Source organism: Kitasatospora sp. NBC_00070 (assembly GCF_045041205.1).
Lineage (GTDB): Bacteria > Actinomycetota > Actinomycetes > Streptomycetales > Streptomycetaceae > Kitasatospora.
Map to the genome: position 1 here is coordinate 2,405,564 of NZ_CP108247.1, position 26,360 is coordinate 2,431,923.

At 71.7% G+C, this 26,360-nt stretch carries 19 protein-coding genes, 1 tRNA gene and 1 pseudogene; 18 read left to right on the forward strand and 3 right to left on the reverse strand.

Annotated features, from left to right (window positions below):
- Positions 1–161 precede the first annotated feature (161 nt).
- From OHV05_RS11050 to OHV05_RS11065, 4 genes are all read left to right on the forward strand, one after another.
- Positions 162–1,862: an ABC transporter family substrate-binding protein gene (locus OHV05_RS11050; protein WP_405017519.1), complete on the forward strand. Its 1,701-nt coding sequence runs from the start codon at positions 162–164 to the stop codon at positions 1,860–1,862.
- A gap of 369 nt (positions 1,863–2,231) precedes the next feature.
- Positions 2,232–3,416, forward strand: a complete 1,185-nt coding sequence (locus OHV05_RS11055; protein ID WP_405017520.1) for a low temperature requirement protein A — start codon at positions 2,232–2,234, stop codon at positions 3,414–3,416.
- Positions 3,417–3,450: 34 nt separating this feature from the next.
- Entirely contained in the window at positions 3,451–4,101 is a 651-nt protein-coding gene (locus OHV05_RS11060) for a pentapeptide repeat-containing protein (protein WP_405017521.1), read from the forward strand.
- Positions 4,102–4,272: 171 nt separating this feature from the next.
- The gene (locus OHV05_RS11065) at positions 4,273–6,336 is read left to right on the forward strand and encodes a phosphocholine-specific phospholipase C (RefSeq protein ID WP_405017522.1); all 2,064 of its coding nucleotides are present in this window, start codon (positions 4,273–4,275) and stop codon (positions 6,334–6,336) included.
- 7 nt (positions 6,337–6,343) lie between these two features.
- On the opposite strand, the gene OHV05_RS11070 is transcribed toward OHV05_RS11065, so the two are convergent.
- Positions 6,344–7,102: a sirohydrochlorin chelatase gene (locus tag OHV05_RS11070; RefSeq protein ID WP_405017523.1), complete on the reverse strand. Its 759-nt coding sequence runs from the start codon at positions 7,100–7,102 to the stop codon at positions 6,344–6,346.
- A gap of 238 nt (positions 7,103–7,340) precedes the next feature.
- On the opposite strand from OHV05_RS11070, the gene nirB reads away from it, so the two are divergent.
- The 3 genes from nirB to OHV05_RS11085 all read left to right on the forward strand — a co-directional run bounded on the left by nirB (position 7,341) and on the right by OHV05_RS11085 (position 10,577).
- Positions 7,341–9,833, forward strand: coding sequence for a nitrite reductase large subunit NirB (gene nirB / locus OHV05_RS11075; protein ID WP_405017524.1), 2,493 nt, complete (start codon positions 7,341–7,343; stop codon positions 9,831–9,833).
- The gene (nirD, locus tag OHV05_RS11080; RefSeq protein ID WP_405017525.1) at positions 9,830–10,168 is read left to right on the forward strand and encodes a nitrite reductase small subunit NirD; all 339 of its coding nucleotides are present in this window, start codon (positions 9,830–9,832) and stop codon (positions 10,166–10,168) included. The genes nirB and nirD overlap by 4 nt, the downstream gene beginning before the upstream one ends.
- Before the next feature lie 121 nt (positions 10,169–10,289).
- Complete coding sequence (locus tag OHV05_RS11085) at positions 10,290–10,577, forward strand: hypothetical protein (RefSeq protein ID WP_405017526.1); 288 nt, start codon at positions 10,290–10,292, stop codon at positions 10,575–10,577.
- Between the two features lie 37 nt (positions 10,578–10,614).
- Here the strand turns inward: OHV05_RS11085 and OHV05_RS11090 are convergent, their stop codons facing one another.
- Positions 10,615–11,412, reverse strand: a complete 798-nt coding sequence (locus OHV05_RS11090) for a formate/nitrite transporter family protein (protein WP_405017527.1) — start codon at positions 11,410–11,412, stop codon at positions 10,615–10,617.
- Positions 11,413–11,626: 214 nt separating this feature from the next.
- Here OHV05_RS11090 and OHV05_RS11095 point away from each other — a divergent pair, with 214 nt between their 5' ends.
- The 8 genes and pseudogenes from OHV05_RS11095 to OHV05_RS11130 all read left to right on the forward strand — a co-directional run bounded on the left by OHV05_RS11095 (position 11,627) and on the right by OHV05_RS11130 (position 19,103).
- The gene (locus OHV05_RS11095) at positions 11,627–12,388 is read left to right on the forward strand and encodes a hypothetical protein (protein ID WP_405017528.1); all 762 of its coding nucleotides are present in this window, start codon (positions 11,627–11,629) and stop codon (positions 12,386–12,388) included.
- A gap of 134 nt (positions 12,389–12,522) precedes the next feature.
- Positions 12,523–13,536, forward strand: a complete 1,014-nt coding sequence (locus tag OHV05_RS11100) for an MFS transporter (protein WP_405021431.1) — start codon at positions 12,523–12,525, stop codon at positions 13,534–13,536.
- A complete protein-coding gene (locus OHV05_RS11105) occupies positions 13,533–15,824 on the forward strand; it encodes a molybdopterin oxidoreductase family protein (protein ID WP_405017529.1) in 2,292 nt (763 codons plus the stop codon). Before OHV05_RS11100 ends, OHV05_RS11105 begins: the two co-directional genes overlap by 4 nt.
- Before the next feature lies 1 nt (position 15,825).
- Positions 15,826–16,389: pseudogene (locus OHV05_RS11110) on the forward strand (4Fe-4S dicluster domain-containing protein); the annotation flags it as partial.
- Positions 16,390–16,526: 137 nt separating this feature from the next.
- Positions 16,527–17,135, forward strand: coding sequence for a ubiquinol-cytochrome c reductase iron-sulfur subunit (locus OHV05_RS11115; RefSeq protein ID WP_405017530.1), 609 nt, complete (start codon positions 16,527–16,529; stop codon positions 17,133–17,135).
- Positions 17,132–17,521 carry a DUF6755 family protein gene (locus tag OHV05_RS11120; protein WP_405017531.1) on the forward strand — a complete coding sequence of 130 codons (390 nt, stop codon included), beginning with the start codon at positions 17,132–17,134 and terminating at the stop codon, positions 17,519–17,521. Before OHV05_RS11115 ends, OHV05_RS11120 begins: the two co-directional genes overlap by 4 nt.
- A 22-nt stretch (positions 17,522–17,543) precedes the next feature.
- On the forward strand, positions 17,544–18,962 hold the full coding sequence (locus OHV05_RS11125; protein ID WP_405017532.1) for an MFS transporter: 1,419 nt from the start codon (positions 17,544–17,546) through the stop codon (positions 18,960–18,962).
- A gap of 67 nt (positions 18,963–19,029) precedes the next feature.
- Positions 19,030–19,103 (forward strand) — tRNA-Lys (locus OHV05_RS11130).
- Positions 19,104–19,191: 88 nt separating this feature from the next.
- On the opposite strand, the gene OHV05_RS11135 is transcribed toward OHV05_RS11130, so the two are convergent.
- The gene (locus OHV05_RS11135; protein WP_403040364.1) at positions 19,192–19,563 is read right to left on the reverse strand and encodes a nuclear transport factor 2 family protein; all 372 of its coding nucleotides are present in this window, start codon (positions 19,561–19,563) and stop codon (positions 19,192–19,194) included.
- Between the two features lie 261 nt (positions 19,564–19,824).
- Here OHV05_RS11135 and OHV05_RS11140 point away from each other — a divergent pair, with 261 nt between their 5' ends.
- The 3 genes from OHV05_RS11140 to OHV05_RS11150 are packed head-to-tail and all read left to right on the forward strand — an operon-like array spanning position 19,825 to position 26,352.
- Positions 19,825–20,202, forward strand: a complete 378-nt coding sequence (locus OHV05_RS11140) for an acyl carrier protein (protein WP_405017533.1) — start codon at positions 19,825–19,827, stop codon at positions 20,200–20,202.
- 41 nt (positions 20,203–20,243) lie between these two features.
- The gene (locus OHV05_RS11145) at positions 20,244–24,728 is read left to right on the forward strand and encodes a type I polyketide synthase (protein ID WP_405017534.1); all 4,485 of its coding nucleotides are present in this window, start codon (positions 20,244–20,246) and stop codon (positions 24,726–24,728) included.
- Positions 24,729–24,774: 46 nt separating this feature from the next.
- Positions 24,775–26,352 carry a fatty acid--CoA ligase gene (locus tag OHV05_RS11150; protein WP_405017535.1) on the forward strand — a complete coding sequence of 526 codons (1,578 nt, stop codon included), beginning with the start codon at positions 24,775–24,777 and terminating at the stop codon, positions 26,350–26,352.
- Positions 26,353–26,360 lie beyond the last annotated feature (8 nt).

The following is a 26,360-nucleotide window of genomic DNA, read 5'->3' on the forward strand; positions in this document are numbered from 1 at the left end:
CAGTGTTGCGGCCCGTTTCGATTCGATCAGATGTGAACAAGACCCCCTGGTACGTGAACTGATCCGCTGTTACGTTCGGCTCGGCCGGACACCGACTTGGCTGCCCATGCTCAAGCGCCGCCACACCTGGCGGCCACCAACTCTTCCCGGGGGAACCCCTGATGGACGCCTTCACCACCGCCCGCGGCCTGCGCCGCACCGCCGTCCTCGCCATCGCACTGGCGCTGGCCGTCACCGGGTGCAGCTCGGCCGGCTCGGGCTCGGGTGACGTGGCCAAGAACGTGGTGCCGACCCAGGACGCCGAGGACAACAACCCGCAGCCGCTGGACAGAATCAAGGACGGCGGCGAGTTCCGGCCACCGCTCCAGCAGTGGATCACCCAGTGGAACCCGTACCAGGTGGACGGCCGGTACGGCGACGCGGTCGAGATCATGTACTACACCCAGGCCAAGCTGTTCCGGACCGACGCCAAGGGCGTCTTCAAGCCGGTGCCGGAGTACCTCACCTCGGCCGAGGTGACCTCCAAGTCGCCGCAGGTGATCACCTACAAGATCAACCCGAAGGCCAAGTGGTCGGACGGCAAGCAGATCGGCGTGGCCGACTTCAAGGCGGTCTGGGAGGCCACCAACGGCAAGAACCCGGCCTACAACATCGCCGACTCCTCCGGCTACGAGCAGATCTCCTCGGTCGAGCAGGGCGCCGACGCCCAGGAGGTGAAGGTCACCTTCGACAAGCCGTACGCCGACTGGCAGAACCTGTTCAACCCGCTGATCCCGGCGGCCGGCATCGCCACCCCGGAGGCGTTCAACCAGGGCTGGATCGAGCAGGTGCCGATCGTCGGCGGGCCGTTCAAGGTCGGCACCATCGACAAGACCGCGCAGACCATCACCCTGGTGCCGAACCCGGACTGGTGGGGCCCGAAGCCCAAGCTGGACAAGATCACCTACCGGGTGCTGGCCACCCCGGCGATCACCCAGGCGTTCCTCAACAACGAGGTGGACTACGCCTCGGCGGGCAGCGCCACCGCGTACGGCCAGCTCAAGGACGCCAAGGACGGCGTGATCCGGACCGGCACCCCGTGGGACGAGGTGCACCTCTCCTTCGGCGGCAACGGGGCGCTGGCCGACAAGCCCGTCCGGCAGGCGCTCGGGCTGGCGCTGGACCGGGCCGCACTGATCAAGATCGTCAACCAGGGCGTGCCGGTGGAGTTCAAGCCGCTCGGCAACCACCTCTTCATGACCAACCAGAACGGTTACCAGGACAACTCCGGCGACTGGGTCAAGTACAACGTCGCGGGCGCCAAGGACCTTCTGGACAAGGCGGGTTGGAAGGAAGCGGCGGCCGGCCAGCCGCGCACCAAGGACGGCCGGCCGCTGGAGCTGCACTTCGTGCTGAGCGACGGCTCGGCCCAGGCCCAGATCGACATGGCCACCGCGGTGCAGAACATGCTCCAGCAGGTCGGCGTGAAGCTCACCGTCGACAAGGTGCCGAGCAAGGAGTACTTCGGCAAGTACGTCAACCAGGGCAAGTTCGACCTGGCCAGCTGGCGGAACACCGGCTCCTTCCCGCTCTCCGCCGGGGTGACCAACTTCCGTGCGCCGCAGGGCGACAACGTGTTCGGGAACTACTCCAAGCTGGCCACGCCGGAGATCGACGAGCTGCTGCGCACCGCCGCCGCCACCCTCGACCCGACCGAGGCGGCCAAGCTCTACAACAAGGCCGACGCGCAGATCTGGGAGCTCGGCCACACCTACGAGCTCTACCAGCGCCCGAGCATCGTGGCGGTCCGCAAGGGACTGGCCAACTTCGGCGCGGGAAGCCTGGCCGACACCGTCATCACCTCGGTCGGCTGGGAGAAGTGACCCCCTGAACCCCCTGAACGGAACGGGCTGACGGACGCCGGACGGCACTGACGAGCAGCGCGGTGATCACGAGACCGGCGGCACGGGGAGGCGGCGAACCCGCCCCCGTGTACCGCCACCGGCCTTGACCTTCCGCGTTGCTCGCAGACCGCCCGCGTCGTCGTTGCACTGCCGAGGAATCTAGCCGGTCGGAGCGGACACGCCGAACAGCACCGGCGGGGCACGCCCGGGGACCCGTTCGCTGTCACCCGGTTCGCGCACTGCGCCGTCAACTCTCGCTGACGACGGGCAGAACGGGCGTAAATCGGATATATAGGCGTGCCGTGGTGGTACCGTGCGCCAGGGGTGACGGGGTGTCAGGATCGCAGCATGACCAGCGATCAGGCCGTTCCGACCGACCCGGCACCGTTCCGCCGGATGGCACCCCGGAGCAAGGCGGAGAACCATCGGGCCGCCACTCCCCTGGAACTCTTCTTCGACCTCTGCTTCGTGGTGGCCGTCGCCCAGGCCGGCTCCCAGCTCGCGCACGACCTGGCGGCGGGCCACCTCGGCCACGGGCTCTACAGCTACGCGTTCGCGTTCTTCGCGATCTGGTGGGCCTGGATGAACTTCAGCTGGTTCGCCTCCGCCTACGACGTGGACGACGTGCCGTACCGGGTGACCACCCTGGTGCAGATCACCGGCGTGCTGATCCTGGCCGCCGGGGTGCCCCGGATCTTCGCCGACCAGGACCTCACCCTGTCGGTGGTCGGCTACGTGGTGATGCGCCTCGCCATGGTCACCCAGTGGCTGCGCGCGGCCTCCTGCGAGAGCGGCGGGGCGCGCACCATGGCGCTGCGCTACGCGGCCGGCATCACGGTCTGCCAGGTCGGCTGGGGCCTGGCACTGCTGGTGCCGGAGAGCGCCCGGGTCTGGGTGCTGCCGCTCGGCATCGTGGCCGAGCTCTCGGTGCCCGCGCTGGCCGAGCTGCACACCCAGAGCACCTGGCACCCGCACCACATCGCCGAGCGGTACGGCCTGTTCACCCTGATCGTGCTCGGCGAGACGGTCTCCGCCGCCACCCTGGCGATGCAGGCCGCGCTCGACGAGCACGAGGCGCTCGGCGAGCTGATCCCGCTCGCCGCCGGTGGCATCCTGATCTGCTTCGCCGCCTGGTGGATCTACTTCGCCCGTCCGGTGCACCACCTGCTCACCTCGAACCGGCGGTCCTTCCTCTGGGGCTACGGCCACTACCTGGTGCTCGGCTCGGCGGCGGCGATCGGCGCCGGCATGGAGGTCGCGATCGAGTACGCCACCGGCGAGGCGCACATCGGGGCGGTGCCGGCCACCGCGGCCGTCACCGTGCCGACCGCGCTCTACCTGTTCACGGTCTGGCTGCTGCACTCCCGGCACGACAAGCGTGGCCCGGCCCAGGTGCTGCTGCTCCCGGTCACCGCGGTGGTCGTGCTCGCCTGCACGCTGCTCGGCGAGTCGGGCGTGCTCGCCACCGGGCTGGTCTGTGCGGCGGCCGTGGCGGTCGGGGTGACGCTGCACTCCCGTCAGTCCGGAATGTGAGGATGGGCGGACCCGCTACGTCTGGAGCCCCCGCATGCCGTCCGTCCCCGACCAGCTCGCCGATCTGCCGTACGCGCACCTGCTCACCCCGCACACCGGCCCGCTCCGGCGGGACGAGCGGTACGACACCGTGCACTTCGAGGGCCCGGAGCTGGCGGGCCCGGGGAACGGCGCGACCTTCCTGGAGTGCGCCTTCACCGGCGTGCAGCTGAGCGGCGCCAAGCTCCGGCAGGCCCGGTTCAACGAGGTCTGGGTGCAGGGCAGCCGCTGGGTCGCGGTGGACTGCGCGGAGAGCGAGTGGCAGGACAGCGGCTTCGTCGGCACCGTGCTGGCCGGGCTGACCGCCTACGGCTCGGCGGTCCGCCGGGTGGTGTTCCGGCAGTGCAAGCTGGAGGCGGTCAACCTGCGCGGCGCCACCCTGCGCGACGTGGTCTTCGAGGACTGCCTGCTGCGGGACGTCGACTTCGGCGGCGCCAAGCTGACCGAGCTCTCCTTCCCCGGCTCCACCCTGGAGGAGGTCCGGCTCGGCGGGGCCACCCTCCGCCAGGTCGACCTGCGCGGCGCCACCCACCTCGGACTGGCCGACGGACCGGACGGGCTGCGCGGCGCGATCCTCGGCACCACCCAACTCTTCGAGCTGGCGCCGCAGTTCGCCCAGGCGCTGGGGATCGTCGTGCGGGACTGAGCCCCGGCCGTTCATCCGGCCTTCGCTCCGCGAATCAGCGTTGAACAATCCAACAAGCCTTCGTGGAAAGTCCTGGACCCGAGCCCGGACCTGCACAAAGATGCCGCCTGAACGATGGCGTGGACACAACGTGTGTGCACAACATCGCTATCGAAGGGACGGGCAGGCGGGATGTCCGAGCTGAGTCGTAGGAAGTTCATGGCACTGTCGGCGAGCGCGGCGGCCGGGGCGGCGGTGGCCGGCACGGCCACCGTGGCCGGGGGCACGGCCGAGGCCGCCGCCCTCGGTCTGGACGCGACCGGGACGATCACCGACGCCAAGCACATCGTCGTGCTGATGCAGGAGAACCGCAGCTTCGACCACTACTTCGGCATGCTCAAGGGCGTCCGGGGCTTCGCCGACCGGGCCGCGATCCAGATCCCCGGCGGGCACAGCGTCTTCAACCAGCCGAACGGCACCGGCCGCCAGTACCCGTGGCTGTTCAGCGCCACCAACCCGGCGGGCGGCCAGACCCCGGACCGGCTGGCCCAGTGCAACGGCGACCTCGCGCACTCCTGGAACGACCAGCACAGCGCCTGGAACACCGGCAGGATGGACAACTGGGTGGCCGCCAAGTCCAGTGTCCGGGCGCTGGGTTACCTGAACCGCAAGGACATCCCGTTCCACTACGCGCTGGCCGACAACTGGACGGTCTGCGACGCCTACTTCTCCTCCACGCTGAGCGCCACCGGACCGAACCGCACCTTCCACTGGAGCGGCCAGATCGACCCGGACGGCAAGGCGGGCGGCCCGGCCTACAACGGCGGCGACGAGTCCGGCCTGCGCTGGCAGACCTACGCCGAGGCGCTGGAGAACGCCGGAGTGAGCTGGAAGCTCTACCAGAACGCCGCCGACAACTACGGCGACAACGCCCTGGCCTACTTCACCCAGTTCACCAGCGCCCCGGCCAACAGCCCGCTCAAGGTCAAGGGCATGGGCTCGGTGCCCAAGGTGACCGGCAAGACCCCCGAGGACATCGCCGCCGCGATCCGTGCCGACGTGCTGAACGGCACCCTGCCGCAGGTCTCCTGGATCGTCGCCGACGAAGCCTCCTCCGAGCACCCCTACGCGCCGCCGAACGACGGCGCGCACTTCGTGCACCTGGTGATGGACGCGCTGAACGCGGACCCGGCGGTCTTCAACTCCACCGTGATGTTCCTGAACTACGACGAGAACGACGGCTTCTTCGACCACGTCCCGCCGCCGGTCCCGGTGGCCGGCACCGCCGGCGAGTTCTACAACGGCCAGCCGATCGGTCTCGGCTTCCGGGTCCCGATGGTGGCCATCTCGCCCTGGAGCCGCGGTGGTTGGGTGAGCTCCGAGGTCTTCGACCACACCTCGGTGCTGCGCTTCCTGGAGAGCTGGACGGCCGCCCTCGGCAAGCCCGCCACCTGCCCGAACATCAGCGTCTGGCGGCGCAAGGTGACCGGTGACCTGACCGGCGCCTTCGACTTCGCCAACCCGGTGTACGGGATGCCCGCGCTGCCGGACACCTCCTTCGTGATCGGCCAGTCCACCTGCGGCCCGCTGCCCAACCCGGCGCCGACCAACAACGCCCTGCCGCTGCAGGAGGCCGGCACCCGCCCGGCCCGCGCCCTGCCGTACCAGCCGAACGCCAACCTGGACCACCTGGAGTTCGCCTCCGGCGGGGTGATGAAGGTCTGGATCAAGATGGCCAACGAGGGTGCCGTGGCCACCCGTTCGACCCACTTCGCGGCCTACGCGAACGCCTACCGGAGCGGTGGGCCGTGGCAGTACACCGTCGACCCGGGCGGCAGCACCAGCGACTTCTTCAACTGCGGCACCAACTTCGGCAACGGCCCGTACGACCTGAGCGTGACCGGCCCGAACCGCTTCCTGCGCCGCTTCAAGGGCGACGCCACCAAGCCCGGCAAGACGGTCGGCGTGACCGCCTCGTACGCCAACGCCCCCGACACCGGCAAGGCCGCGCTCTGGTTCCGGCTGGCCAACGCGGGCACCGCCGCCGTGACCTTCACGGTCACCCCGAACAACTACCGCAGCGACGGCCCCTGGGCGTACACCGTCCAGCCCGGCGGCAACACCAGCGACTACTTCAACGCGGTGGCGTACCAGAACGGTTGGTACGACTTCACGGTCACGGTCAGCTCCGACCCGAGCTGGTCGCAGCGGTTCACCGGGCACATCGAGACCGGCGCGCCGAGCATCAGCGGCTGACCGGCCGTCAGGGCCGGGCCGGCTCCAACCGGCCCAGCGCGTAACGACGGAGCACGATCCGGGCCACCAGCGGGTGGTCGGCGAGCGGAGCGGACACGGCCCAGGCGGCCGTGTCCGCCAGCGCGTCGGTGAACCGTCCGGGGGCGAGCAGGTGGGTGGCGACCGCGATCCGCCGGTGGCCCTGGGCCCGGAGGGTGGCCAGCGCCGCCGGCACGGTCGGCCCGGCGGCCGAACAGTACGCGGTCACCACCGGTACGCCGCCCAGCAGTTCGCGCAGCCGGGCGGTGGCGGCCAGCGCGCCCTGGTTGCCACCGGGGCGGCTGGAGCCGGCCGCCGCCAGCACCACCGCGTCGGCCCGGCCGCCGGCCCGCTCCTCCGCCTCGCGCAGCCGTCCGTACAGGGCCAGGCCGAGCGAGCCGGCCGCCCCGCTCAGCCCCGGCGTGACCACCGCCCGCAGGCCGGTGGCCGCCGCCACCACGGCGGGGAGATCGACCGAGCGGTGGTAACCGTCACCGAGCAGCAGCGGCACCACCACGGCCCGCTCGCCCGCCGCCGCCAACGCGCGGGCCAGCGAGGGCGACTGCACGTCGAGATGGCCGAGCAACGGCTCGGCCCCGATCAGCCCGGCCAGCCCGGCCCGGAGCCGGCCGACGGTGCGGGCCGCCTCGGGCGCCGCGCTGCCGTGCACCGCGAGCACCAACGGCGGGGTGGGCCGTCCGGCCGTGGGCAGTGGTCCCGGTTCGAGCGCCGGCGCGAAGATGGTCATCGGCTCCTCCCTTGTCACCCTCCACGCTAGGCAGCGTGACGGTGGGTCCGGACCTGCCCGAGGCCACCGGCGGCCGGGCCGAAGGTCCGCCGCGGCCGGGCCCCTCTCCCCGCCCTGGCGAGCCATGCGGGACCAAGGTCCCTTCTGCTGGGGCCTTTTACTCGTTCAGCCCCGACCCGCGCCGAACTAGCGTCGGTATTGAGCGGCACCGGCCGCGCGGTCGATGAGGAGCACTGTCATGACTAGGACCCTGGTCGTCGTCGGACACGGCATGGTGGGCCAGCGCCTGCTGGAGGAGCTGGCCGAACGCGGGGCCTTCGACGGCGCCTGGCGGGCCGTGGTGCTGGCGGAGGAGCGCCGCCCGGCCTACGACCGGGTGCACCTGTCGGCCCGGTTCACCGGCACCTCCGCCGAGGAACTCACCCTCCCCGCAGCCGACTTCCTCGACCGGCACGGCATCGACCTGCGACTCGGCGACCCGGTCACCGCACTGGACGCCGCCCGCCGCACCGTCACCACCGCGAGCGGCCGCACCGTGGCGTACGACGCCCTGGTGCTGGCCACCGGCTCCTACCCCTTCGTGCCCCCGGTCCCGGGCGCCGACAGCTCCGGCTGCTTCACCTACCGCACGCTGGACGACGTGGATGCGATCACCGCCTACGCGGGCGGAGCCCGCACCGGCGTGGTGGTCGGCGGCGGACTGCTCGGCCTGGAGGCGGCCGGGGCCCTGCGCAGCCTCGGACTGCGCACCCGGGTGGTCGAGTTCGCGCCCCGGCTGATGCCGCTCCAACTGGACGAGGGCGGCGCGGCCGCGCTGCGCGGCGCGATCGAGGGCATGGGCATCGGCGTGCACACCGGCGTCGGCGCCCAGCGGGTGGAGACCGACGCCGACGGCACCGCCCAGGGCCTGCGGCTCAGCGACGGTCACCTGGTCGAGGCCGATCTGGTGGTCTTCTCCGCCGGGGTCCGCCCGCGCGACCGGCTGGCCCGGGAGGCCGGGCTGCTGGTCGGCGACCGGGGCGGGGTGGCGGTGGACCGCTGGTGCCGGACCACCGACCCGGCCGTGTACGCGGTCGGCGAGTGCGCCCAGACCTGCGACGGCCAGGTCTACGGACTGGTCGCCCCCGGCTACCAGATGGCCCGGGTGGTGGCCGAACAGCTGCACGGTACGGGCGAGTCGGCCTTCGAGGGCACCGACACCGACACCAAACTCAAGCTGCTCGGCGCGGACGTGGCGAGCTTCGGCGACCCGTTCTCGGCCGACGGCCAGCGGGTCGAGGTGCAGTTCTCCGACTCCCGCTCGGGCGTCTACAAGAAGCTGGTGCTGGGCGCCGACGGCCGGCTGCTCGGCGGCATCCTGGTCGGCGACGCCGCCGCGTACGGGCTGCTCAAGCCGCACGCCGGCACCGAACGGCCGCTGCCCGCCGCCCCGGAGAGCTTCCTGCTCCCGGTCGGCGCCGAGGCCCCGGCCGGAGCGGAGCTGCTGCCGGACGAGGCGGTGGTGTGCAGCTGTCACAACGTCAGCAAGGGCGCCGTCCGGGCCGCCGTCGCCGACGGCGTGACCGACCTGGCCGGGATCAAGAGCTGCACCAGGGCCGGCACCGGCTGCGGCGGCTGCGCGGGCACCCTGCAGTCGCTGCTGGACGGGTTCGGCGTCCAACCCCGGCGCGGCCTCTGCGAGCACTTCGACCTCTCCAGGTCCGAGCTGTACGAGGCGGTCCGGGCCGGGCGGCTGACCTCCTTCGCGGCGGTGCTGGCCGCGCACGGCACCGGCGGCGAGGACGGCTGCGCGGTCTGCAAGCCGCTGGTCGGCTCGCTGCTGGCCACCCTGGGGCCGGAGTTGGGCCTCACCCACATCCTCGACCCCGGGCAGCGCGGCCTCCAGGACAGCAACGACCGCTACCTGGCCAACCTGCAGAAGGACGGCAGCTACTCGGTCGTGCCGCGCATCCCCGGCGGCGAGCTGACGCCGGAGCAGCTGATCGTGATCGGTGAGGTGGCCCGGGACTTCGGCCTCTATACGAAGATCACCGGCGGCCAGCGGATCGACCTGTTCGGCGCCCGGGCGGAGCAACTGCCGTCGATCTGGCGGCGGTTGGTGGACGCGGGCTTCGAGTCCGGCCACGCGTACGGGAAGTCGCTGCGCACCGTGAAGTCCTGCGTGGGCAGCCGCTGGTGCCGGTTCGGCCAGGGCGACTCGGTGCAGCTGGCGATCGACCTGGAGCTGCGCTACCGGGGCCTGCGCACCCCGCACAAGGTCAAGGGCGGGGTCTCCGGCTGCCTGCGCGAGTGCGCCGAGGCCCGGGGCAAGGACATCGGCGTGATCGCCACCGCCAACGGCTGGAACCTCTACGTCGGCGGCAACGGCGGCACCAACCCCCGGCACGCCGACCTGCTGGCCGCCGACCTCTCCGCCGAGCAGCTGCTCCGGCTGACCGACCGCTTCCTGATGTACTACGCCCGCACCGGCGAGCGGCTGGAGCGCACCGCCGCCTGGCTGGAGCGGCTGGGCCTCGACCACGTCCGCCGGATCGTGGTGGACGACGCCGAGGGCCTGGCCGCCGAGCTGGAGGCGGCGGCCGACCGGCACGTGGCCGCCTACCGGGACGAGTGGCAGGCCGTGCTGGCCGACCCGGCCAAGCTGCGCGCCTTCGCCCCCTTCGTGAACTCCCCCGACGAGTCGGTCGCCTTCCTCGACTCCCCCGCCCCCTCCCTCCAGGAGCACCGATGAACCGCACCGAGCAGGTCCAGGTCCGCAGCACGTCCGGCGAGTGGGTCACCGTCTGCTCGTACGACGACCTCGAACCCTCCTGCGGGGTGGCGGCGCTGCTCCCCGAGGGCGAGCAGGCGGCGGTGTTCCGCACCCCCGCCGGGGCCCTGCACGCGGTCGGCAACCGGGACCCGTTCTCCGGCGCAGACGTGATCGCCGACGGCATCACCGGCAGCGTGGACGGCGTCCCCACGGTCGCCTCCCCGATGTACAAGCAGACCTTCGACCTACGGACCGGGATCTGCCTGGACGACCCCGAGGTGGCCCTGCCGGTGCTGCCGGTCCGGCTGCTCTGACCCCGCTCCACCCGGCCCGGACGCGCAGGCGGCGGGTGATCGGCGCAGGCTGGAGGTATCCAGCCGGTCGGTCACCCGCCGCCCGGCCTTTCCAGAGGTGAGTGGCCCGGAGGTGGTTGGGATGACGACGGAACCCCAGGCGGAGTTCGGCCCCGAGCGGTACGCCAAACCCCGCAAGGTCGGTGGACCGCGCGGTGCCTGGCAGTTGCTGGAGCAGGTCAGCTCGATGACCATGGTGCTGCTGCTGTCCGTCTCGGTCGGCCTGGCCCTGATCGCCGTGGAGACCGACAACGTGATCGCGCTGACCGTGTTCAGCGTGGTCTGGCTGGTCACCCTGTTCGCCCTGATGGGCTGGCTGGGCCGACGGCACGACGAGCAGGCGGCAGGACGGCACCGCAGGCCCGCGTGACCGGGCCGACGGTGCCGTTGGCGGTGGGGTGGTGCCCTCAGGGCCGGGTGCGCTCCCCGGCACGGGCCTCGGTGGGCCGGGTGAACCAGTACGCCCCGGCCACCAGCACCGCCCCGCCGACCACGTTCCCCGGCACCACGTACAGCAGGTTGCGCGCCAGGTCCCCCACCCCGGCCCGGCCGTCGGTGATCGCCAGCGCGTAGAGCGCCATGTTGGCCACGCAGTGCTCGAAGCCGGCCGCCACGAAGGCGAACACCGGCCACCAGAGCGCGGCCATCTTCGCGCCGTCGCCCCGCACCCGGGCCACCATCCAGACCGCCAGGCAGACCAGCAGGTTGCAGAGCACCGCCCGGGTGAACAGCTCGCCGCCGGTCAGCGCGTTCTTGGCCGCGATCAGCTCGCCGAGCATCTTGCCGGCCGGCGCGGTGCCGAGCAGGCCGGTGGCGTGCATCAGCAGGCCCAGCCCGACCGCGCCCGCCAGGTTGCCGAGCAGTGCCAGCCCCCAGACCCGGGCCAGGTCGCGCCGGCCGGTCCGGCGGCCGAGCCGGCCGAAGGCCATCACCATCGCCGCACTGGTGAACAGCTCGGCGCCCGCGAGCACCACCAGGATCAGCGCCACCCCGAAGACCGCGCCCTCCAGCAGCCGGACGGCGGGCGAGTGCGCCAGGTCGAACGGGGCCGCCACCGAGAGCAGCAGCACCTCGCCGAGCCCGATGTACACCCCGGCCTGGACGGCCGAGACCAGGTAGCGACCGGGTCGGCGCCGGGCCAGCTCGGCCTTCTTCGCGGCCTGGGCCAGCATGTCGTCGAGCGCGAGCGCGGGTGAGTGCGGCATAAGGCCAGCCTCCCGCCGTCCGGGGCGCGGGCCGACCGGCCGAAGGTCACCGGCCGGAGTGCACTTCGTCCCGGGCGGTGCGGCCACCACGTCCCGGTCGACACGGCCCGCCGGGGCCCGGCTGGAGCAGTCCGCCGCGCGGGCCGGTGGCACCGCGTGCACAGAATGACCCCATGTGGATACTTCCTGACGCTCCGTCACTCCAGATGCCCCGGTGAGCGCGGCGGACGTCGCGCTGCTGGTGGCCCCGATGGTGCTGGTGGCCCTCGGCCTCTACCTGACCCACCGGCTGGTGCCGAACGGGCGGCGGATGCCGTTCAACGAGGTCGGCGGCGTGCTGTTCTCCATGGTCGGCGTGCTCTACGCGGTCCTGCTGGCGTTCGTGGTCATCGTGGTCTGGGAGAACACCGAGGCGGCCAAGGTCACCACCTTCAAGGAGGCCGACGCGGTGGCGGGGGTGTACTGGCTGTCCCGGCAGATGCCGGCGCCGGCCGGCCCCGAGCTGGAGCAGCTCACCCTGGGCTACGCCCACGAGGTGATCACCGTGGAGTGGCCGATGATGACCCGGCACCGCACCGACCCGACCGCCACCACCATGATCTACCGGATCAGGGAGACCGCGCTGAGCTTCCAGCCCGGTGAGGACACCCGGTTGCAGGGCATCTACCAGCAGCTGGTCGCCGACGTGGAGCAGCTGGCCAGCGAGCGCCGGGCCCGGCTGAACCAGATCGACGACGTGGTGCCCACCCTGCTCTGGGTGGCGCTGATCATCGGCGCCGTGGTCACGGTCGGCTTCACCTTCTTCTTCGGGCTGCCCAACCTGCTGGTGCAGATCGTCATGGTGGCCACCATGGCCGGCCTGATGGCCCTGCTGCTGGTCACCATCAAGGAGATGGACTACCCGTTCGACGGGCTGTACGGCATCGACCCCGAAGCCTTCCGGGTCTTCCTCTCCCGGCTCCCCCCGCCGCGCTGAGCCGCCGGGCCCCGCACTCACCCGCTCGGACCTCTCCACGCGCGCAGCCGACGGACCGTCAGTAACTTGCGAATCAGTCGACCGAACGGAGCGCGCAGGTGGCACAACGACAGTCCACGGCTGTCCGGGCGACGATGGTGGCCACCGGGGCGTCGCTGCTCCTGGTCCTCGCCATCGTGCTCGGCAGCCGGGGTCTCAGGGACTTCGACTCCGCGCTGGTCCCGTACGCGGTGGCCACCGTCTTCCTCACCTTCGGAGTGGTCCACCGCTACGTGGTGTGGATCTCCGCACCCGCCGCCCGGCGGCTGTTCAGGCAGGGCTGGCGCTCGGCGCTGTCCTGGCAGAACCTGCGGTCCGCGCCGACCGCGCTGCCCCGGATGATCGTCACCTACCTGGGCTTCCAGAAGTTCCTCGGCGCCCGCTCGCACGCCCGCTGGGCGGCCCATCAGCTGATGTTCTGGGGCTGCCTGCTGGCCGCCGCGATCACCTTCCCGCTGACCTGGGGCTGGTTCACCTTCACCGCCTCCAGCGCGGCCGGGCCCGGCTACGAGATGCGGATCTGGGGCTTCAAGGTGCTCGGCTTCGACTCCGGCAGTTTCTTCGGCTGGGCGATGTACCACGGGCTCGACCTGGCCGCGGTGATGGTGATCGGCGGGGCGGGCTACTTCCTCTGGCGCCGGATGCGGGACCGCGCGGCCACCACCGGGCAGCGCTTCGGCTACGACTTCGTCCCGCTGCTCGCGCTGATCACCATCTCGGTGACCGGCCTGCTGCTGACCTTCTCCTCGGTCTTCCTGCACGGCGGCGGCTACGAGTTCCTCGCCATCCTGCACATGGCCTCGGTGGTGCTGACCCTGGTCTACCTGCCGTTCGGCAAGTTCTTCCACATCGTCCAGCGCCCGGCGGCGGTCGGCATGCAGCTGTTCAAGTACACGACGAAGAAGAAGACCCCCGACGCCGCCGACGACCTGTTCGCCTGCCGCAAGTGCGGCGAGCCGATCGACACCCCCGAGTACGTGGCGAACCTGCGCGGCACCATGCAGGACCTCAGCCTCGGCTTCGACCGGTGGGCGGAGTACTGCCCGCGCTGCAAGCGGGTGTTGCGCGGCAGCGCCTACCTCTCCCAGGTGAAGAAGGGCTTCAAGTGAGCGAGCGTGTGGACCCGACGGTCGCCCCGCGCGGCACCCGCGACTTCCGGGACGCGGGCGGGCTGCCGGCCGCCGCCTGGCGGGCCGACCAGACCGAGCAGACGCTGGTGCCGACGCACTGCTGCTTCTGCGGGGTGCAGTGCGGGATGTACCTGCGGGTGAACAGCGCGGGCAAGGTCTTCGGGGTCGAGCCGCGCAACCACGACATCAACCGGATGCGGCTCTGCCCCAAGGGCATCAACGCCTACCAGCAGGTCAACCACCCGGACCGGCTGACCGCACCGCTGATGCGACGCTCCCGGGACGAGCCGTTCCGCGAGGTGAGCTGGGAGGAGGCGCTCTCCCACACGGTGGACGAGATCCGCCGGATCCAGGGCGGGCACGGGGCGGACGCCTTCGGGCTGCTCGGCGGTGCCAGCCTGTTCTCCGAAAAGACCTACCTGGTCGGCAAGTTCGGCCGGGTCGCGCTGAAGACCCGGCACGTGGACTACAACGGCAGGCTCTGCATGGTGAGCGCCGCCGGGGCCAACAAGCTGGCGTTCGGGATCGACCGGGCCGGCAACCCGTTCTCCGACATCCTGCAGACCGACTGCCTGCTGATCGCCGGGTCCAACGTCGGCGAGTGCTTCCCGGTGATGACCCAGTACGTCTGGGGCGCCCGCGACCGTGGCGCCAAGCTGATCGTGGTGGACCCACGGGAGACCGCGATCGCCCGGACCGCCGACCTGCACGTGGCGCTCAAGTCCGGGACGGACGCGGCCTTCTTCAACGCGGTGCTGAACGTGGTGATCGAGGACGGCCTGGTGGACGAGGCGTTCGTCGCCGCGCACACCACCGGCTGGGCCGAGGTCCGGCAGACCGTCAAGGAGTACACCCCCGAGCGGGCCGCCGCGATCTGCGGCATCCCGGCCGAGCAGGTGGTCCAGACGGCCCGGATGTTCGGCACCGCCGGGAAGGCGATGGCCTGGCACGCGCGCGGCATCGAGCACCACACCCAGGGTGTGGAGAACTGCCTGACCGTCATCAACCTCTGTGCGGCGACCGGGAACCTGGGCAAGCCTGGCGCGGGCTACGGCACCATCACCGGTCAGGGCAACGGCCAGGGCGGCCGCGAGCACGGCCAGAAGTCCGACCTGCTGCCCGGCGGACGTTCCATCAACGACCCCGAGCACCGGCGGCAGATCTCCGCGATCTGGGGCATCGACGAGGCGGACCTTCCGCCGGCCGGCACCTCGATGATGGAGATGGTCTGGCAGATGCAGCGCCAGGAGATCCGCGGCCTGATCGGGATCTGCAACAACCCGTTCGTCTCGCTGCCCAACTACGCGGTGGTGAAGGACGGGTACGACAAGCTGGAGTTCCACGCCCAGTTCGACTTCTTCCTCTCCGAGACCGCCGCCAACGCGCACGTGGTGTTCCCGGTCACCACCTGGGCCGAGGACGAAGGCGTGATGGCCAACGCCGAGGCCCGGGTGGTCAAGCACAACAAGGCCCAGGAGCCGCCGGCCGGCGTCCGCACCGACACCTGGGTGATGTGCGAGCTGGCCCGCCGGCTCGGGGTCGGCGACAAGTTCGACTTCCCCGGCTCGCGCGAGGTCTTCGACGAGCTGCGGACCGCCTCGCGCGGCACCGTGATCGACTACTACGGCATCACGTACGAGCGGCTGGAGTCCACCGGCGGCCTCGCCTGGCCCTGCCCGGACCTCGAACACCCGGGCACGCCAAGGCTGTTCGAGGGCGGGAAGACGTACCACCCGGACGGCCGGGTGCACCTCCAGGTGGTCGAGTGGCACCCGCCGGCCGACCCGTACAGCGACGAGTACCCGATGACGCTGACCACCGGCCGGACGGTGGCGCACTTCCTCTCGGGCAACCAGACCCGGCGGCTCGGGGCGCTGGTGGAGCAGACCCCGCGCCCCTGGGTCGAGGTGCACCCCTCGCACGGATTCCGCACCGGTGATCCGGTCCGGGTGGTCACCCGGCGCGGGGTGTCGGTGCTGCCCGCGCTGGTGACCGAGGCGATCCGGGCCGACCACGTCTTCGTGCCGTACCACTGGCCCTCGCCGGTGGCCGCCAACGCGCTCACCATCGACGCGCTGGACCCGCGCTCGAAGATCCCCGAGTACAAGGTCTGCGCGGTCCGGATCGAGCGGGCGAGCGCGCTCGACGAGGTGCCCGCGCCGCCCACCCCGCCGGGCCGGGAGGCGTACCCCGAGGCCCAGGTGTCCCGGACCGACCCGCTGCCGCCGACCTCACCCCAGGGTCGCGGCACCTCCGAGAGGGGCTGACGTGCTCGGCAGGACGATCTTCATCGACCCGGGCCGCTGCATCGGCTGCCAGGCCTGCGTCTCGGCCTGCCGGGAGTGCGACTCGCACCGCGGCAAGTCGATGATCCACCTGGACTACCCCGACGAGGGGAACTCGGTGGCCTCGCTGCCGACCGTCTGCATGCACTGCGAGGACCCGGTCGCCCCGTGCGCCGAGGTCTGTCCGGCGGACGCGATCCTGATCACCGCCGACGGCGTGGTGCAGGAGGCCGACCCGACCCGGTGCATCGGCTGTGCGAACTGCGTCAACGCCTGCCCGTTCGGGGTCCCGAAGATCGATCTGGACGCCAAGCTCCAGATGAAGTGCAACCTCTGCTACGACCGCACCAGTTACGGGCTCGCCCCGATGTGCGCGACCGTCTGCCCGACCGGGGCGCTGTTCTACGGCACCTTGGAGGAGCTCCAGGCCGAGCGGCCGAACGTGGACGTCTCGACCATGTTCGCCTTCGGCGACGTGACGGTCTCCACCGGTGTGGCGATGGTGGTGCCCGCCGAGCAGCGGGCCGCCGTCCCCGGCGGACTGCCGGCCGGCGGGCTGCTGGTGGGGGACGTCCTGGCGGACGCCGGGGCGGCGGCCACCCGCTCGGACGGGCTCCCGGCGGGCGGCCTGCTGAGAGTGATCGAGGTCAACGGGCGCCCCACGCCCGGGAACGGAGCGCCCGCATGACCACCACCCCACCCGCCCCGACGCCGGCCGAGCAGGAGGCGCTGGTCGACCGGATCAGCGCCGACTCGCTGACCACCCGGCGGGACTACCTGCGGATCGTGGCCACCGTCTCCGGCGGCCTGGTGGTCGGCTCCACGGTGGTCTCGGCCGGGGTGCTGCACCGGCACGGCGACGGCACCGCTCCCCCGCTCAAGGTGGCCGACCGCCTGCCCAAGGGACAGGCGGTCACCTTCAACTACCCCGGCGAGCACGACCGGGCGATGGCGATCCGGCTCACCGACGGCTCGGTGGTCGGGTACTCCACCGTCTGCACCCACCTGGCCTGCGGGGTGCTCTGGCGGAAGCAGCGCGGCGCCGAGGGCGAGCTCTACTGCCCGTGCCACGAAGGGGTGTTCAGCGCCCGGACCGGCGAGGTGACGGCCGGGCCGCCGCCCCGCCCGCTGCCCCGGGTGGTGATGGTCGAGGACGAGCAGGGCGCGGTCTGGGCAATCGGCACCGCGCGCTCCGGCGAGACGGAGGAGGCCGGGCTGTGCCGGCAGTTGGCGGACACCGATCCGGTGCTGGCGGAACGGGCCGGCTGCGGCCGGACGGACGGTGCGTCATGACCGGGCCCGAGCAGCTCCCCGAGCCACTGCCCGCGCACTTCCCGGCGGACTACCACCCGGGCAGCGACGAGCCCCGGCTCAACCGCCCGGTGCCGGAACGCTATCCGCAGATCCGGGCCACCAGCGGCTACGCAGACCCCCGGGTCCGGCACACCGGCCCGGGCCCCGGCGCGGGCGGCGAGCAGCAGCCGGAACGGTCGGCGATCCTGACCGCCCGGCTGGTGCTGGCGATCACCGTGGTGATCGGCCAGCTGTGGGCACTGACCGTGGCCACCGACGCCTGGATGCGCGGCGAGACCACCGTCGCCTGGTGGTGCACCGGTCTGTCGGCGGCCTCCTTCCTGGTCGTCCTCCTGGCGTGGCGGATCTCGCCGCGCGATCACTGAACAGCTACTGAGGCAGGCAGAGTTGAGCACTCTCGACGAGAAGGCCCCGGGGCACCGCAAGGAGAGCTACCGCCCCGGCGCGACCATCTCCCGCTGGGAGCCGGAGGACCCGTCGTTCTGGGCCGCCACCGGCAGGAAGGTGGCCGACCGCAACCTCTGGGTCTCGGTGCCCGCCCTGCTGCTGGCCTTCGTGGTCTGGCAGGTCTGGTCGGTGACGGTGGTTCAGCTGAACAAGGTCGGCTTCACCTTCAGCGACTCGCAGAAGTTCTGGCTGACCGCCATCCCCGGCCTGACCGGCGGCATCTTCCGGCTGGTGTACACCTTCGTCGGCCCGGTGGTCGGCGAACGGAAGTGGACCGCCTTCTCCACGATCATCCTGATCGGCCCGCTGCTCTGGCTCGGCTTCGCCGTGCAGGACACCTCCACCCCGTACGGGGTGATGGTCGCGATCGCCGCGCTCTGCGGCGTCGGCGGCGCCAACTTCGCCTCCTCGATGGTGAACATCGGCTTCTTCTACCCGAAGGCGAAGAAGGGCAACGCCAACGGCATCAACGGCGGCCTGGGCAACCTGGGCGTCAGTGTGGTGCAGCTGGTCGCGCCGATCGTGATCACGGCGGGCATCCTCGGCCCGCCGGCCGGCGGGCCGCAGAAACAGAAGGACGGCACCGAGGTCTGGCTCCAGAACGGGGCCTTCCTCTGGGTGCCGCTGCTGGTGGTGATGGCGCTGGCCGCCTGGTTCCTGATGAACGACCTCAAGGTCGCCGCCGCGCCGTTCGGCAAGCAGAAGATCATCTTCAGGCGCAAGCACAACTGGCTGATGACGGTGCTCTACGTCGGCACCTTCGGCTCCTTCATCGGCTTCGCCTCCGCCCTGCCGAACCTGATCAACACCACCTTCACCCCGATCGACTCCGCCTACTCGGCCACCAAGTACGCCTGGGTCGGCCCGTTCATCGGCGCCCTCACCCGCTGGCTCGGCGGCTGGATCGCCGACAAGACCGGCGGCGCCTGGTGCACCATCATCTCGTTCGTCGGGATGGGCGCCTCGGTCATCGTGGTGATCAACGCCCTCCCGGCCGGCGGCGACCAGGGCAACTTCTGGGTCTTCTACGGCGGCTTCCTGTGCGCCTTCTTCTTCTCCGGCATCGGGAACGGCTCGACCTTCCGGCAGATCCCGGTGATCTTCCTCAACCAGCACCGCGCCGCGGCGGGCCCCGACCCCGAGGCCCAGGAGGAGGCCCGGCACCAGGCCGAGATGGAGGCCGGCGCGGTCACCGGCTTCTCCGCCTCGATCGCCGCCTTCGGTTTCTTCTTCATCCCGGCGATGTTCGCGCTCTTCCCGGTCACCAGCTCGCTCTGGGTCTTCGTCGGCTTCTACGCCGTCTGCCTGGCGGTCTGCTGGTGGTTCTACGCCCGCAAGGGCGCCGAGGCCCCGAGCTGACCGTGACCGACCGGTCACGATTTCGGAGTTCCCGCCGGTGTCGCGTAGAGTCTTCGACGTCAGACAGGCGCCGCTAGCTCAGTTGGTTAGAGCAGCTGACTCTTAATCAGCGGGTCCGGGGTTCGAGTCCCTGGCGGCGCACAGACGGTCGGAAGGCCCCCACCTCACGGTGGGGGCCTTCCTTCGTTCCCGGCCCTTGACGGCGACCGGAGAGACAGCTGGGCGGGGCTCAGAGCCCGGCCGGGACCTTGTCCAGGAAGCCGTGGATGCTCTTGATCTTGCCGGCGCCGTCCAGGGCGGCGACGTCGAAGCCGATGACGACGTTCTCGCCGCCGGCCGCCGGGACGAGCTCCCACTGGAAGCGCACGATGTTGTGGTGCGCGTCGACGTCACCGTGCTGGTTGAAGACGAAGCCCTGGAACTGCTCGCGCGCACCGCTGATCACCGCGGCGACGCCCTCGTGGCCCTCGACGTCGGCCAGCGGGTCCGTGTAGGTGGCGCCCTCGGCGAACAGGTCCGCGATGGCGGCGGCACGCTTGCCGGCGTCGGCCTCGTTCCAGATGGCCAGGTAACGGGTCACCACGTCGTTGAGATCACTCATGTTCAAAACTCCCTACGGTCTACGAAGCTCAGCACCGGCACCACCCGATGGGCAGCGACGCACACCACCTTGACGCAGGGGGGTGGAGCTGCACTGGACCGCCGCTGGAGCGGTCTCTGCGGTGATCGGTCAGCCTCGGGTCAGGGCCGGGTCAGGCGCGGGTGTTCGCATGGTGCCCGACCTGCGCGGGTCCACGAAGCAGACGGAGGCGATCGCTGTGAGGAACCAGAGCCCGTACCAGCCGGCCCGGAGGCCGGTCCGATGACCGCGACCGCTGCCACCGAGCAGCTGATCTCGCTGTCGGCCCCCGAACGAGCCGACGCCCTGCGGGAGTTGGTGGCCGCCGAGTTCCGGGTCACGATGCTGTTGGAGCCGGACGAGGAACTCCCGCTGGACCGCAGCTACTTCGACCTCGGGCTGACCTCACTGCGGCTCACCGAGATCAAGCGGCGGCTGGAGCAGCGGCTCGGGCTCGCGATCAGCGCCAACACCATGTTCAACGAGCCGACCGTCGACGCGCTGGTGACCCACCTGTCGGGTCTGCTGCCGGGCGGCACCGAGGCGCCGGCGGACGACGCCCCGGTCGCGCAGGACCACGCACTGCTCGACGAAATCCTCAAGGACCTCTACCAGTCCTGAGCACCGGCGGACCTCTCCCGCCGCCGTATGGAAGGGAAGCCATGCCCGACACCGCCGCACCCGTGGGGGATCAGCTCCAGAGCGCCCTCGAAACCGTGCGCAAGCAGCAGGAGCTCCTCAAGGACCTGATGCTGGAGAAGTACGAACCCATCGCCGTGGTCGGTGTCGGGCTGCGCTTCCCCGGCGGCAGCAACAGCCCCGACGAGTTCGCCGACTTCCTGCGCGACGGCCGGTCGGGCATCGGCCCCTTCCCGGCGGACCGCTTCGACCTGGCGCGGTTCACCGACCCGGCGGACGCGGAGGGCGAGCCGACCCAGGGCCGGATCCGGGCCGCCGGCGGCGGCTTCCTGGACCGGGTCGACCTGTTCGACGCCGGGTTCTTCAACATCTCCCCCAAGGAAGCCCAGTACATGGACCCCCAGCAGCGGCTGCTGCTGGAGACCGCCTGGGAGGCCCTGGAGCACTCCACCATCGACCCCGCGCCGCTGCGCCGGGGCAACGGCGGCGTCTACATCGGGGCCAGCTCGATCGACTACGCGCTGGAGCTCGAATCGCTCCCGTACGAGCAGCTGGACGGCCACCTGGCCTCGGGCATCACCTTCTTCCCGCTCTCCGGCCGGCTCTCCTACTTCCTCGGCTGGCGCGGCCCGTGCGTGAGCCTGGACGCCGCCTGCGCCTCCTCGCTGACCGCCGTGCACGCGGCGGTCCAGGGGCTGCGCCACCGGGAGTGCGACATCGCGCTGGCGGGTGCGGTGAACGCGCTGCACCACCCGCGGATCCCGGTGATCTTCTCCAACGCCAACATGCTCGCCCCGGACGCCCAGTGCAAGACCTTCGACGAGTCGGCGGACGGCTACGTCCGCGCCGAGGGCTGTGCGGTGGTGGTGCTCAAGCGCCTGTCGGACGCCAAGCGGGACGGCGACACCGTGCTCGGGTTGATCCGTGGCTCCGCCGTCGGCCAGGACGGCGACAGCGCGGGCCTGACCGTGCCCAACGGCCCGGCCCAGGAGGCGGTGATGCGGGCCGCGATCCACCGCGCCGCGCTGCGCCCGGAGGACATCCAGTACGTCGAGGCGCACGGCACCGGCACCCCGCTGGGCGACCCGATCGAGATGGGTGCGATCAGCGACGTGTTCGCCAAGTCGCACACCAAGGCCGCGCCGCTGACCGTCGGTTCGGTGAAGACGAACCTCGGCCACATGGAGCCGGTGGCCGGCCTGGTGGGCGTGATCAAGACGCTGCTGCAGATGCGCGAGTCGGTGATCTACCCGCACCTCAACTTCCGTACGCCGTCCGGCCGGATCCCCTGGGACCGCTACCCGGTGACGGTGCCCACCGAGAACCGGCCGTGGCCCGCCGAGACCAAGCGCGCCGTGGTCAACAGCTTCGGGTTCGGCGGCACCATCGCCGCCGTCGTGCTGGAACAGGCACCCGACTACGCCGCCGACACCGACGCCGAGGAGTCCGGCGCCCGCCAGGTCTTCACCCTCTCCGCCAAGAACCGGCGGTCGCTGCGCAAGCTGATCGAGCGTTACCAGGAGCACCTGGAGCGGACCCCGGGCCTCGACCTGGCCGACCTCTGCCACACCTCCAACGTCGGCCGCTCGCACTTCCCGCTGCGGATCGCCGGCGTGGTCGGCGGCCGGGAGGACCTGGACGGCCTGCTCGCCAAGGGGCTGACCCAGCTGGACCGCCGGGCCGTCGAGGCCCCGGAGGCCCGCAAGACCGCGTTCCTGTTCACCGGCCAGGGCTCGCAGTACCCCGGCATGGGCCGGCCGCTGTACGACCGCTACCCGGTGTTCCGCCGCCATGTGGACGAGTGCGACCGGCTGTTCGCCCCGCTGCTCGGACGGTCCGTCCGGGATCTGCTGCTCGGGGTCGGCGAGGACCAGGAGGCCGTGCACCAGACCCGGTTCACCCAGCCCGCGCTGTTCACCCTGGAGTACGCGCTGGCCCAGCTGTGGATGGACTGGGGCGCCCGGCCCAGCACCCTGATCGGGCACAGCATCGGCGAGGTGGTCGCGGCGGCGGTGGCCGGGCTGTTCGGCCTGGAGGACGCGGTGACCCTGGTGGCCGCCCGCGCCCGGCTGATGCAGTCGGTCTCCGCCCCCGGCGGGATGGCCGCCGTGCCGGCACCCGCCGCCGAGGTGACCCCGCTGCTGGAGGGGTACCCCGATCTGGCCCTGGCAGCCGTCAACTCCCCTGACCAGTGCGTGATCTCGGGTGGCAGCGACTCGCTGGCGGCGGTGACGGCGGTCCTGCAGGAGCGCGGCCTCGCGGTGAAGCAGCTGCAGGTCTCGCACGCCTTCCACTCCCCGCTGATGGCGGAGGTGTTCGACGAGTTCCGTGCCGTGCTGGCCGGAATCCGCTTCCAGCAGCCGCAGTTGACGCTGATCTCCAACCTCACCGGCAAGGTGGCCCGGCCGGCCCAGCTGGCCGACCCCGAGTACTGGGTCCGGCACATCGGCGAGCCGGTGGCCTTCGAGGCCGGCATGCGGGCGGTCGAGCGGCGCGGCAAGCACGTCTTCGTCGAGATCGGGCCGTCCACCGCACTGACCACGCTGGCACGCAAGTGCGTGGCGGCGGACGAGCACCGCTGGCTGAGCAGCCTGCACCCGAAGGAGCAGGACGGACTCACCGTCCTGCGCTCGCTGGCCCAGATGTACACCGCCGGGCAGCCCGTCTCCTGGCCGGGCTTCCACCGGGACCGGCCCCGCCGGCGGATCGGGCTGCCGCTCTACGCCTTCGACCGCAAGCGCTACTGGCTGCCGAACGGCAGTGGCCCCGGCACCGAGGAGGAGACCGGCGAGCGGCACTTCCTGCACGTGCCCACCTGGGTCGAGCAGGCCGCCGCACCGGAGGCGCCGACCTCCCGGCACGTGGTGGTGCTGGGCGCCGACCCGGACGCCTTCGCCGAGCCCGCCGGGCCCGATCTGCGGGTGTCCCTGGTCGGCACGCCCGAGCAGGCCGTCAAGCTGCTGCGCACCGAGGGCGCGACCGATCTGGCCTGGCTCTGGCAGTCCGGCGAGGGCCCGGCCGGGGTGGACCGGCTGCGCGCCGAGTGCGAGCGGAACTACCGCGAACTCCTCACTCTGCTCGACGAGTTGGAGCAGGACGGAACGGCCGTCGGGCTGCGCCTCTGGCTCGGCACCCGGCAGGCCCAGGTGCTGCCCGGCGACCCGGCGGGCGACGGCAGCGGGCTCGCCGCGGCCACCCTGTGGGGATTCGGCCATGTCCTGCTGAACGAGCGCCCGATGCTGCGGGTGACCCTGGTCGACCTGCCCGCCGGAGCGGCCGGGGACCAGGCACTGGCCGCCGAGTGGCTCGCCCAGGACACCGGGGACTTCCAGGTCGCGTACCGCGACGGCGTACGCCGGGTCCGGCGGCTGCTGCCCGCCGAGCAGGCCACCCGGCCGGCCGAGAGCACGCCGATCCGCCCGGACCGCACCTACCTGGTCACCGGCGGCTTCGGCGCCCTGGGCCTGGTGACCGCCCAGCGGCTGGTGAAGGAGGGCGCCCGGCACCTGGCCCTGCTCGGCCGGCGCCCGCTGACGGCGGCCGAGACCGCCGCGATCCGGGAACAGCTCGGCGGCGAGGCCGAACTGACCGTGCTTCAGGGCGACATCGGCAACGCCGAGGACACCCGGCGGGTGCTGGCGGCGCTCCGGCAGGCGGAGCAGCCGCTCGGCGGGATCGTGCACGCGGCCGGTGCGCTGGCCGACGCCCCGGTCTCGGCCCAGACCTGGGAGAGCATCGACGGGCTGTTCGGCGCCAAGGTGTACGGGAGTTGGCTGCTGCACGAGGCCGCCGCGGACTTCCCCGAGCTGGACTTCTTCGTCGCGTTCTCGTCGGCGGCCGCGGTGGTCGGCGGCGCCTCGCAGTCCAACTACGCCGCCGCCAACGCGTTCGTGGACCAGCTGGTGCACTGGCGGGCCGGCCAGGGGCTGCCCGCGCTGGGCGTCAACTGGGGCCCGTGGTCGGAGGTCGGCATGTCGGCCAGGCTGAGCGCCCAGCACGTCAAGGCCCTGGAGCGGGAGGGCATCACCTTCTTCACCCCCACCCGGGCCCTGGACACCCTGGTGGCGCTGCTGGGCCGCGGCGACGGCCCCGCGCAGCTGGTGGCCGGGGAGTGCGACTGGGACCGCTTCTCGGCCGCCAAGCCGGTGGTGAACGCGCTGTACAGCGCCCTGGTGCGGGCGGAGCAGGGCGGCTCGCGGACGATCGACGTGGCGCAGCTGCGCACCCTCCAGGAGCCGGAGCGGATCGCCGGGATCACCGACTTCATCCGGTTCCGGGTCGCCGAGGTCCTGCACATCGAGGACCCGGACGACGTGGGCCCGAACACCGAGTTCGCCCAGGTCGGCCTGGACTCACTGGTGGCGATCGACCTGAAGAACGCGCTGGAGGCGGCGCTCCGCGTCCCGCTCCCGCCGTCGATGGCCTTCGACTACCCGACGGCCGCCCTGCTCGCCGCCCATGTCGACACCCAACTCGGGCTCGTGCCGGGCCACCCGCAGGGCCAGTAGGGCCAGTAGGCCGACCGCAACTTCGAGTGAAAGGTCCGCAGCGGCCATGACCGAAAGCACCGTCCAGACCCTCGTCACCGTCTCCGCCCGGCACGCCCGGCAGCGCCCCGGGCACCCGGCGGTGATCTGCGAGGGCCGGGTGACCACCTACGCGGAGCTGCACCGGGAGAGCAACCGCACCGCGCACGCCCTGCTGGCGGCCGGTCTGCACCGGGGCTCCCGGGTCGCGTACCTCGGCAAGGAGTCCGAGCACTACTACGAGATCGCGCTCGCCTGCGCCAAGGCAGGCGCGGTGCTGGTGCCGGTCAACTGGCGGCTGACCTCCGGCGAGGCGGAGCACATCCTGCGCGACTCCGGCGCCGAACTCCTCTTCGTCGAGGAGGCGTTCCGGCCGCTGGTGGACCGGATCCGGGCGGAACTGCCCTCGCTTTGGTCGGTGGTGCCACTGGCCGCTCCCGGCCCGGTCGGTGGCGGCCAGCGGTACTGGCACGCCGACCAGCCGGACACCGACCTGGATCCGGGCACCGACTCCCACGACGCGGTCCTGCAGATCTACACCAGCGGCACCACCGGCGCTCCGAAGGGTGTGGTGCTCGCGCACCGGAGCTTCTTCACCCTGCCGGAGGCGATGCGGCGCAGCGGCCAGCACTGGATCGACTGGCTGCCGGAGGACGTCAACCTGATCTCGCTGCCCGGCTTCAGCATCGCCGGCATGGGCTGGTTCATGCACGGCTTCGCGGCGGGCGGCACCAACGTGGTGATGCGGATGTTCGTCAGCGAGGAGGCCGTCCGGCTGATCGAGACGCACCGGGTGACCACCACCTTCGCCGCGCCGGCCATGCTGCAGATGATGATCGAGGAGCCCGGGGTCACCCCGGCGACGTTCGGATCGCTGCGCAAGGTGGCCTACGGTGCGGCGCCGATCTCGGAGTCCCTGCTGAAGCGCTGCCTGGCCATGCTGGGGTGCGAGTTCGCGCAGATCTACGCGAGCACCGAGACCGGGACGGTCGCGGTCTGCCTGCCGCCGGAGGACCACTACCCCGGCAGCCCGGTGCTCGGTTCGGCCGGAAAGGCGTGCCCCGGGCACCAGTTGAAGATCGTCGATGCCGAGGGGCGCACCCTGCCGCCCGGCGAGATCGGCCAGGTCTGCGTGTTCACCCCGGCCAGGATGCTGAGCTACCACCAGCTGCCCGAGGCGACCGCCGAGACGCTGGTCGGGCTCTGGCTGCACCTGGGGGACGCGGGCTACCTGACCGAGGACGGCTACCTGTTCCTCTGCGACCGGATCAACGACACGATCATCGCGGCCGGGCAGAACATCTACCCCGCCGAGATCGAGAAGGCGCTCGGCGAGCACCCGGCGGTGGCCGAGGTGGCGGCCCTCGGGGTGCCCGACGAGCTGTGGGGCGACGCCGTGCTGGCCTGTGTGGTGCTGCGGCCGGGCCAGCAGGCCGGGCCGCGCGACCTGCAGCGCTTCCTCTCCGGCCGGCTCGCCGACTACAAGGCCCCCAGCCGCTGGGAGTTCGTCGACAGCATCCCGCGCAACCCCACCGGGAAGATCCTGCGCCGGGTGCTGCGGGAACGCCACCTGGCCGCCCGGGCCGCCGTCCCCGCGCAGGTCTGACCCACCGT

Excerpts from the sequence above, each read along its gene's own strand:
- OHV05_RS11115 (WP_405017530.1), top strand. The coding sequence starts at position 16,527 with ATGACCACCACCCCACCCGCCCCGACGCCGGCCGAGCAGGAGGCGCTG.
- OHV05_RS11055 (WP_405017520.1), top strand. The coding sequence starts at position 2,232 with ATGACCAGCGATCAGGCCGTTCCGACCGACCCGGCACCGTTCCGCCGG.
- OHV05_RS11065 (WP_405017522.1), top strand. The coding sequence starts at position 4,273 with ATGTCCGAGCTGAGTCGTAGGAAGTTCATGGCACTGTCGGCGAGCGCG.
- OHV05_RS11145 (WP_405017534.1), top strand. The coding sequence starts at position 20,244 with ATGCCCGACACCGCCGCACCCGTGGGGGATCAGCTCCAGAGCGCCCTC.
- OHV05_RS11060 (WP_405017521.1), top strand. The coding sequence starts at position 3,451 with ATGCCGTCCGTCCCCGACCAGCTCGCCGATCTGCCGTACGCGCACCTG.
- OHV05_RS11070 (WP_405017523.1), bottom strand. The coding sequence starts at position 7,102 with ATGACCATCTTCGCGCCGGCGCTCGAACCGGGACCACTGCCCACGGCC.
- OHV05_RS11050 (WP_405017519.1), top strand. The coding sequence starts at position 162 with ATGGACGCCTTCACCACCGCCCGCGGCCTGCGCCGCACCGCCGTCCTC.
- nirD (WP_405017525.1), top strand. The coding sequence starts at position 9,830 with ATGAACCGCACCGAGCAGGTCCAGGTCCGCAGCACGTCCGGCGAGTGG.
- nirB (WP_405017524.1), top strand. The coding sequence starts at position 7,341 with ATGACTAGGACCCTGGTCGTCGTCGGACACGGCATGGTGGGCCAGCGC.
- OHV05_RS11120 (WP_405017531.1), top strand. The coding sequence starts at position 17,132 with ATGACCGGGCCCGAGCAGCTCCCCGAGCCACTGCCCGCGCACTTCCCG.
- OHV05_RS11140 (WP_405017533.1), top strand. The coding sequence starts at position 19,825 with ATGACCGCGACCGCTGCCACCGAGCAGCTGATCTCGCTGTCGGCCCCC.
- OHV05_RS11090 (WP_405017527.1), bottom strand. The coding sequence starts at position 11,412 with ATGCCGCACTCACCCGCGCTCGCGCTCGACGACATGCTGGCCCAGGCC.
- OHV05_RS11150 (WP_405017535.1), top strand. The coding sequence starts at position 24,775 with ATGACCGAAAGCACCGTCCAGACCCTCGTCACCGTCTCCGCCCGGCAC.
- OHV05_RS11085 (WP_405017526.1), top strand. The coding sequence starts at position 10,290 with ATGACGACGGAACCCCAGGCGGAGTTCGGCCCCGAGCGGTACGCCAAA.
- OHV05_RS11100 (WP_405021431.1), top strand. The coding sequence starts at position 12,523 with ATGGTGGCCACCGGGGCGTCGCTGCTCCTGGTCCTCGCCATCGTGCTC.
- OHV05_RS11135 (WP_403040364.1), bottom strand. The coding sequence starts at position 19,563 with ATGAGTGATCTCAACGACGTGGTGACCCGTTACCTGGCCATCTGGAAC.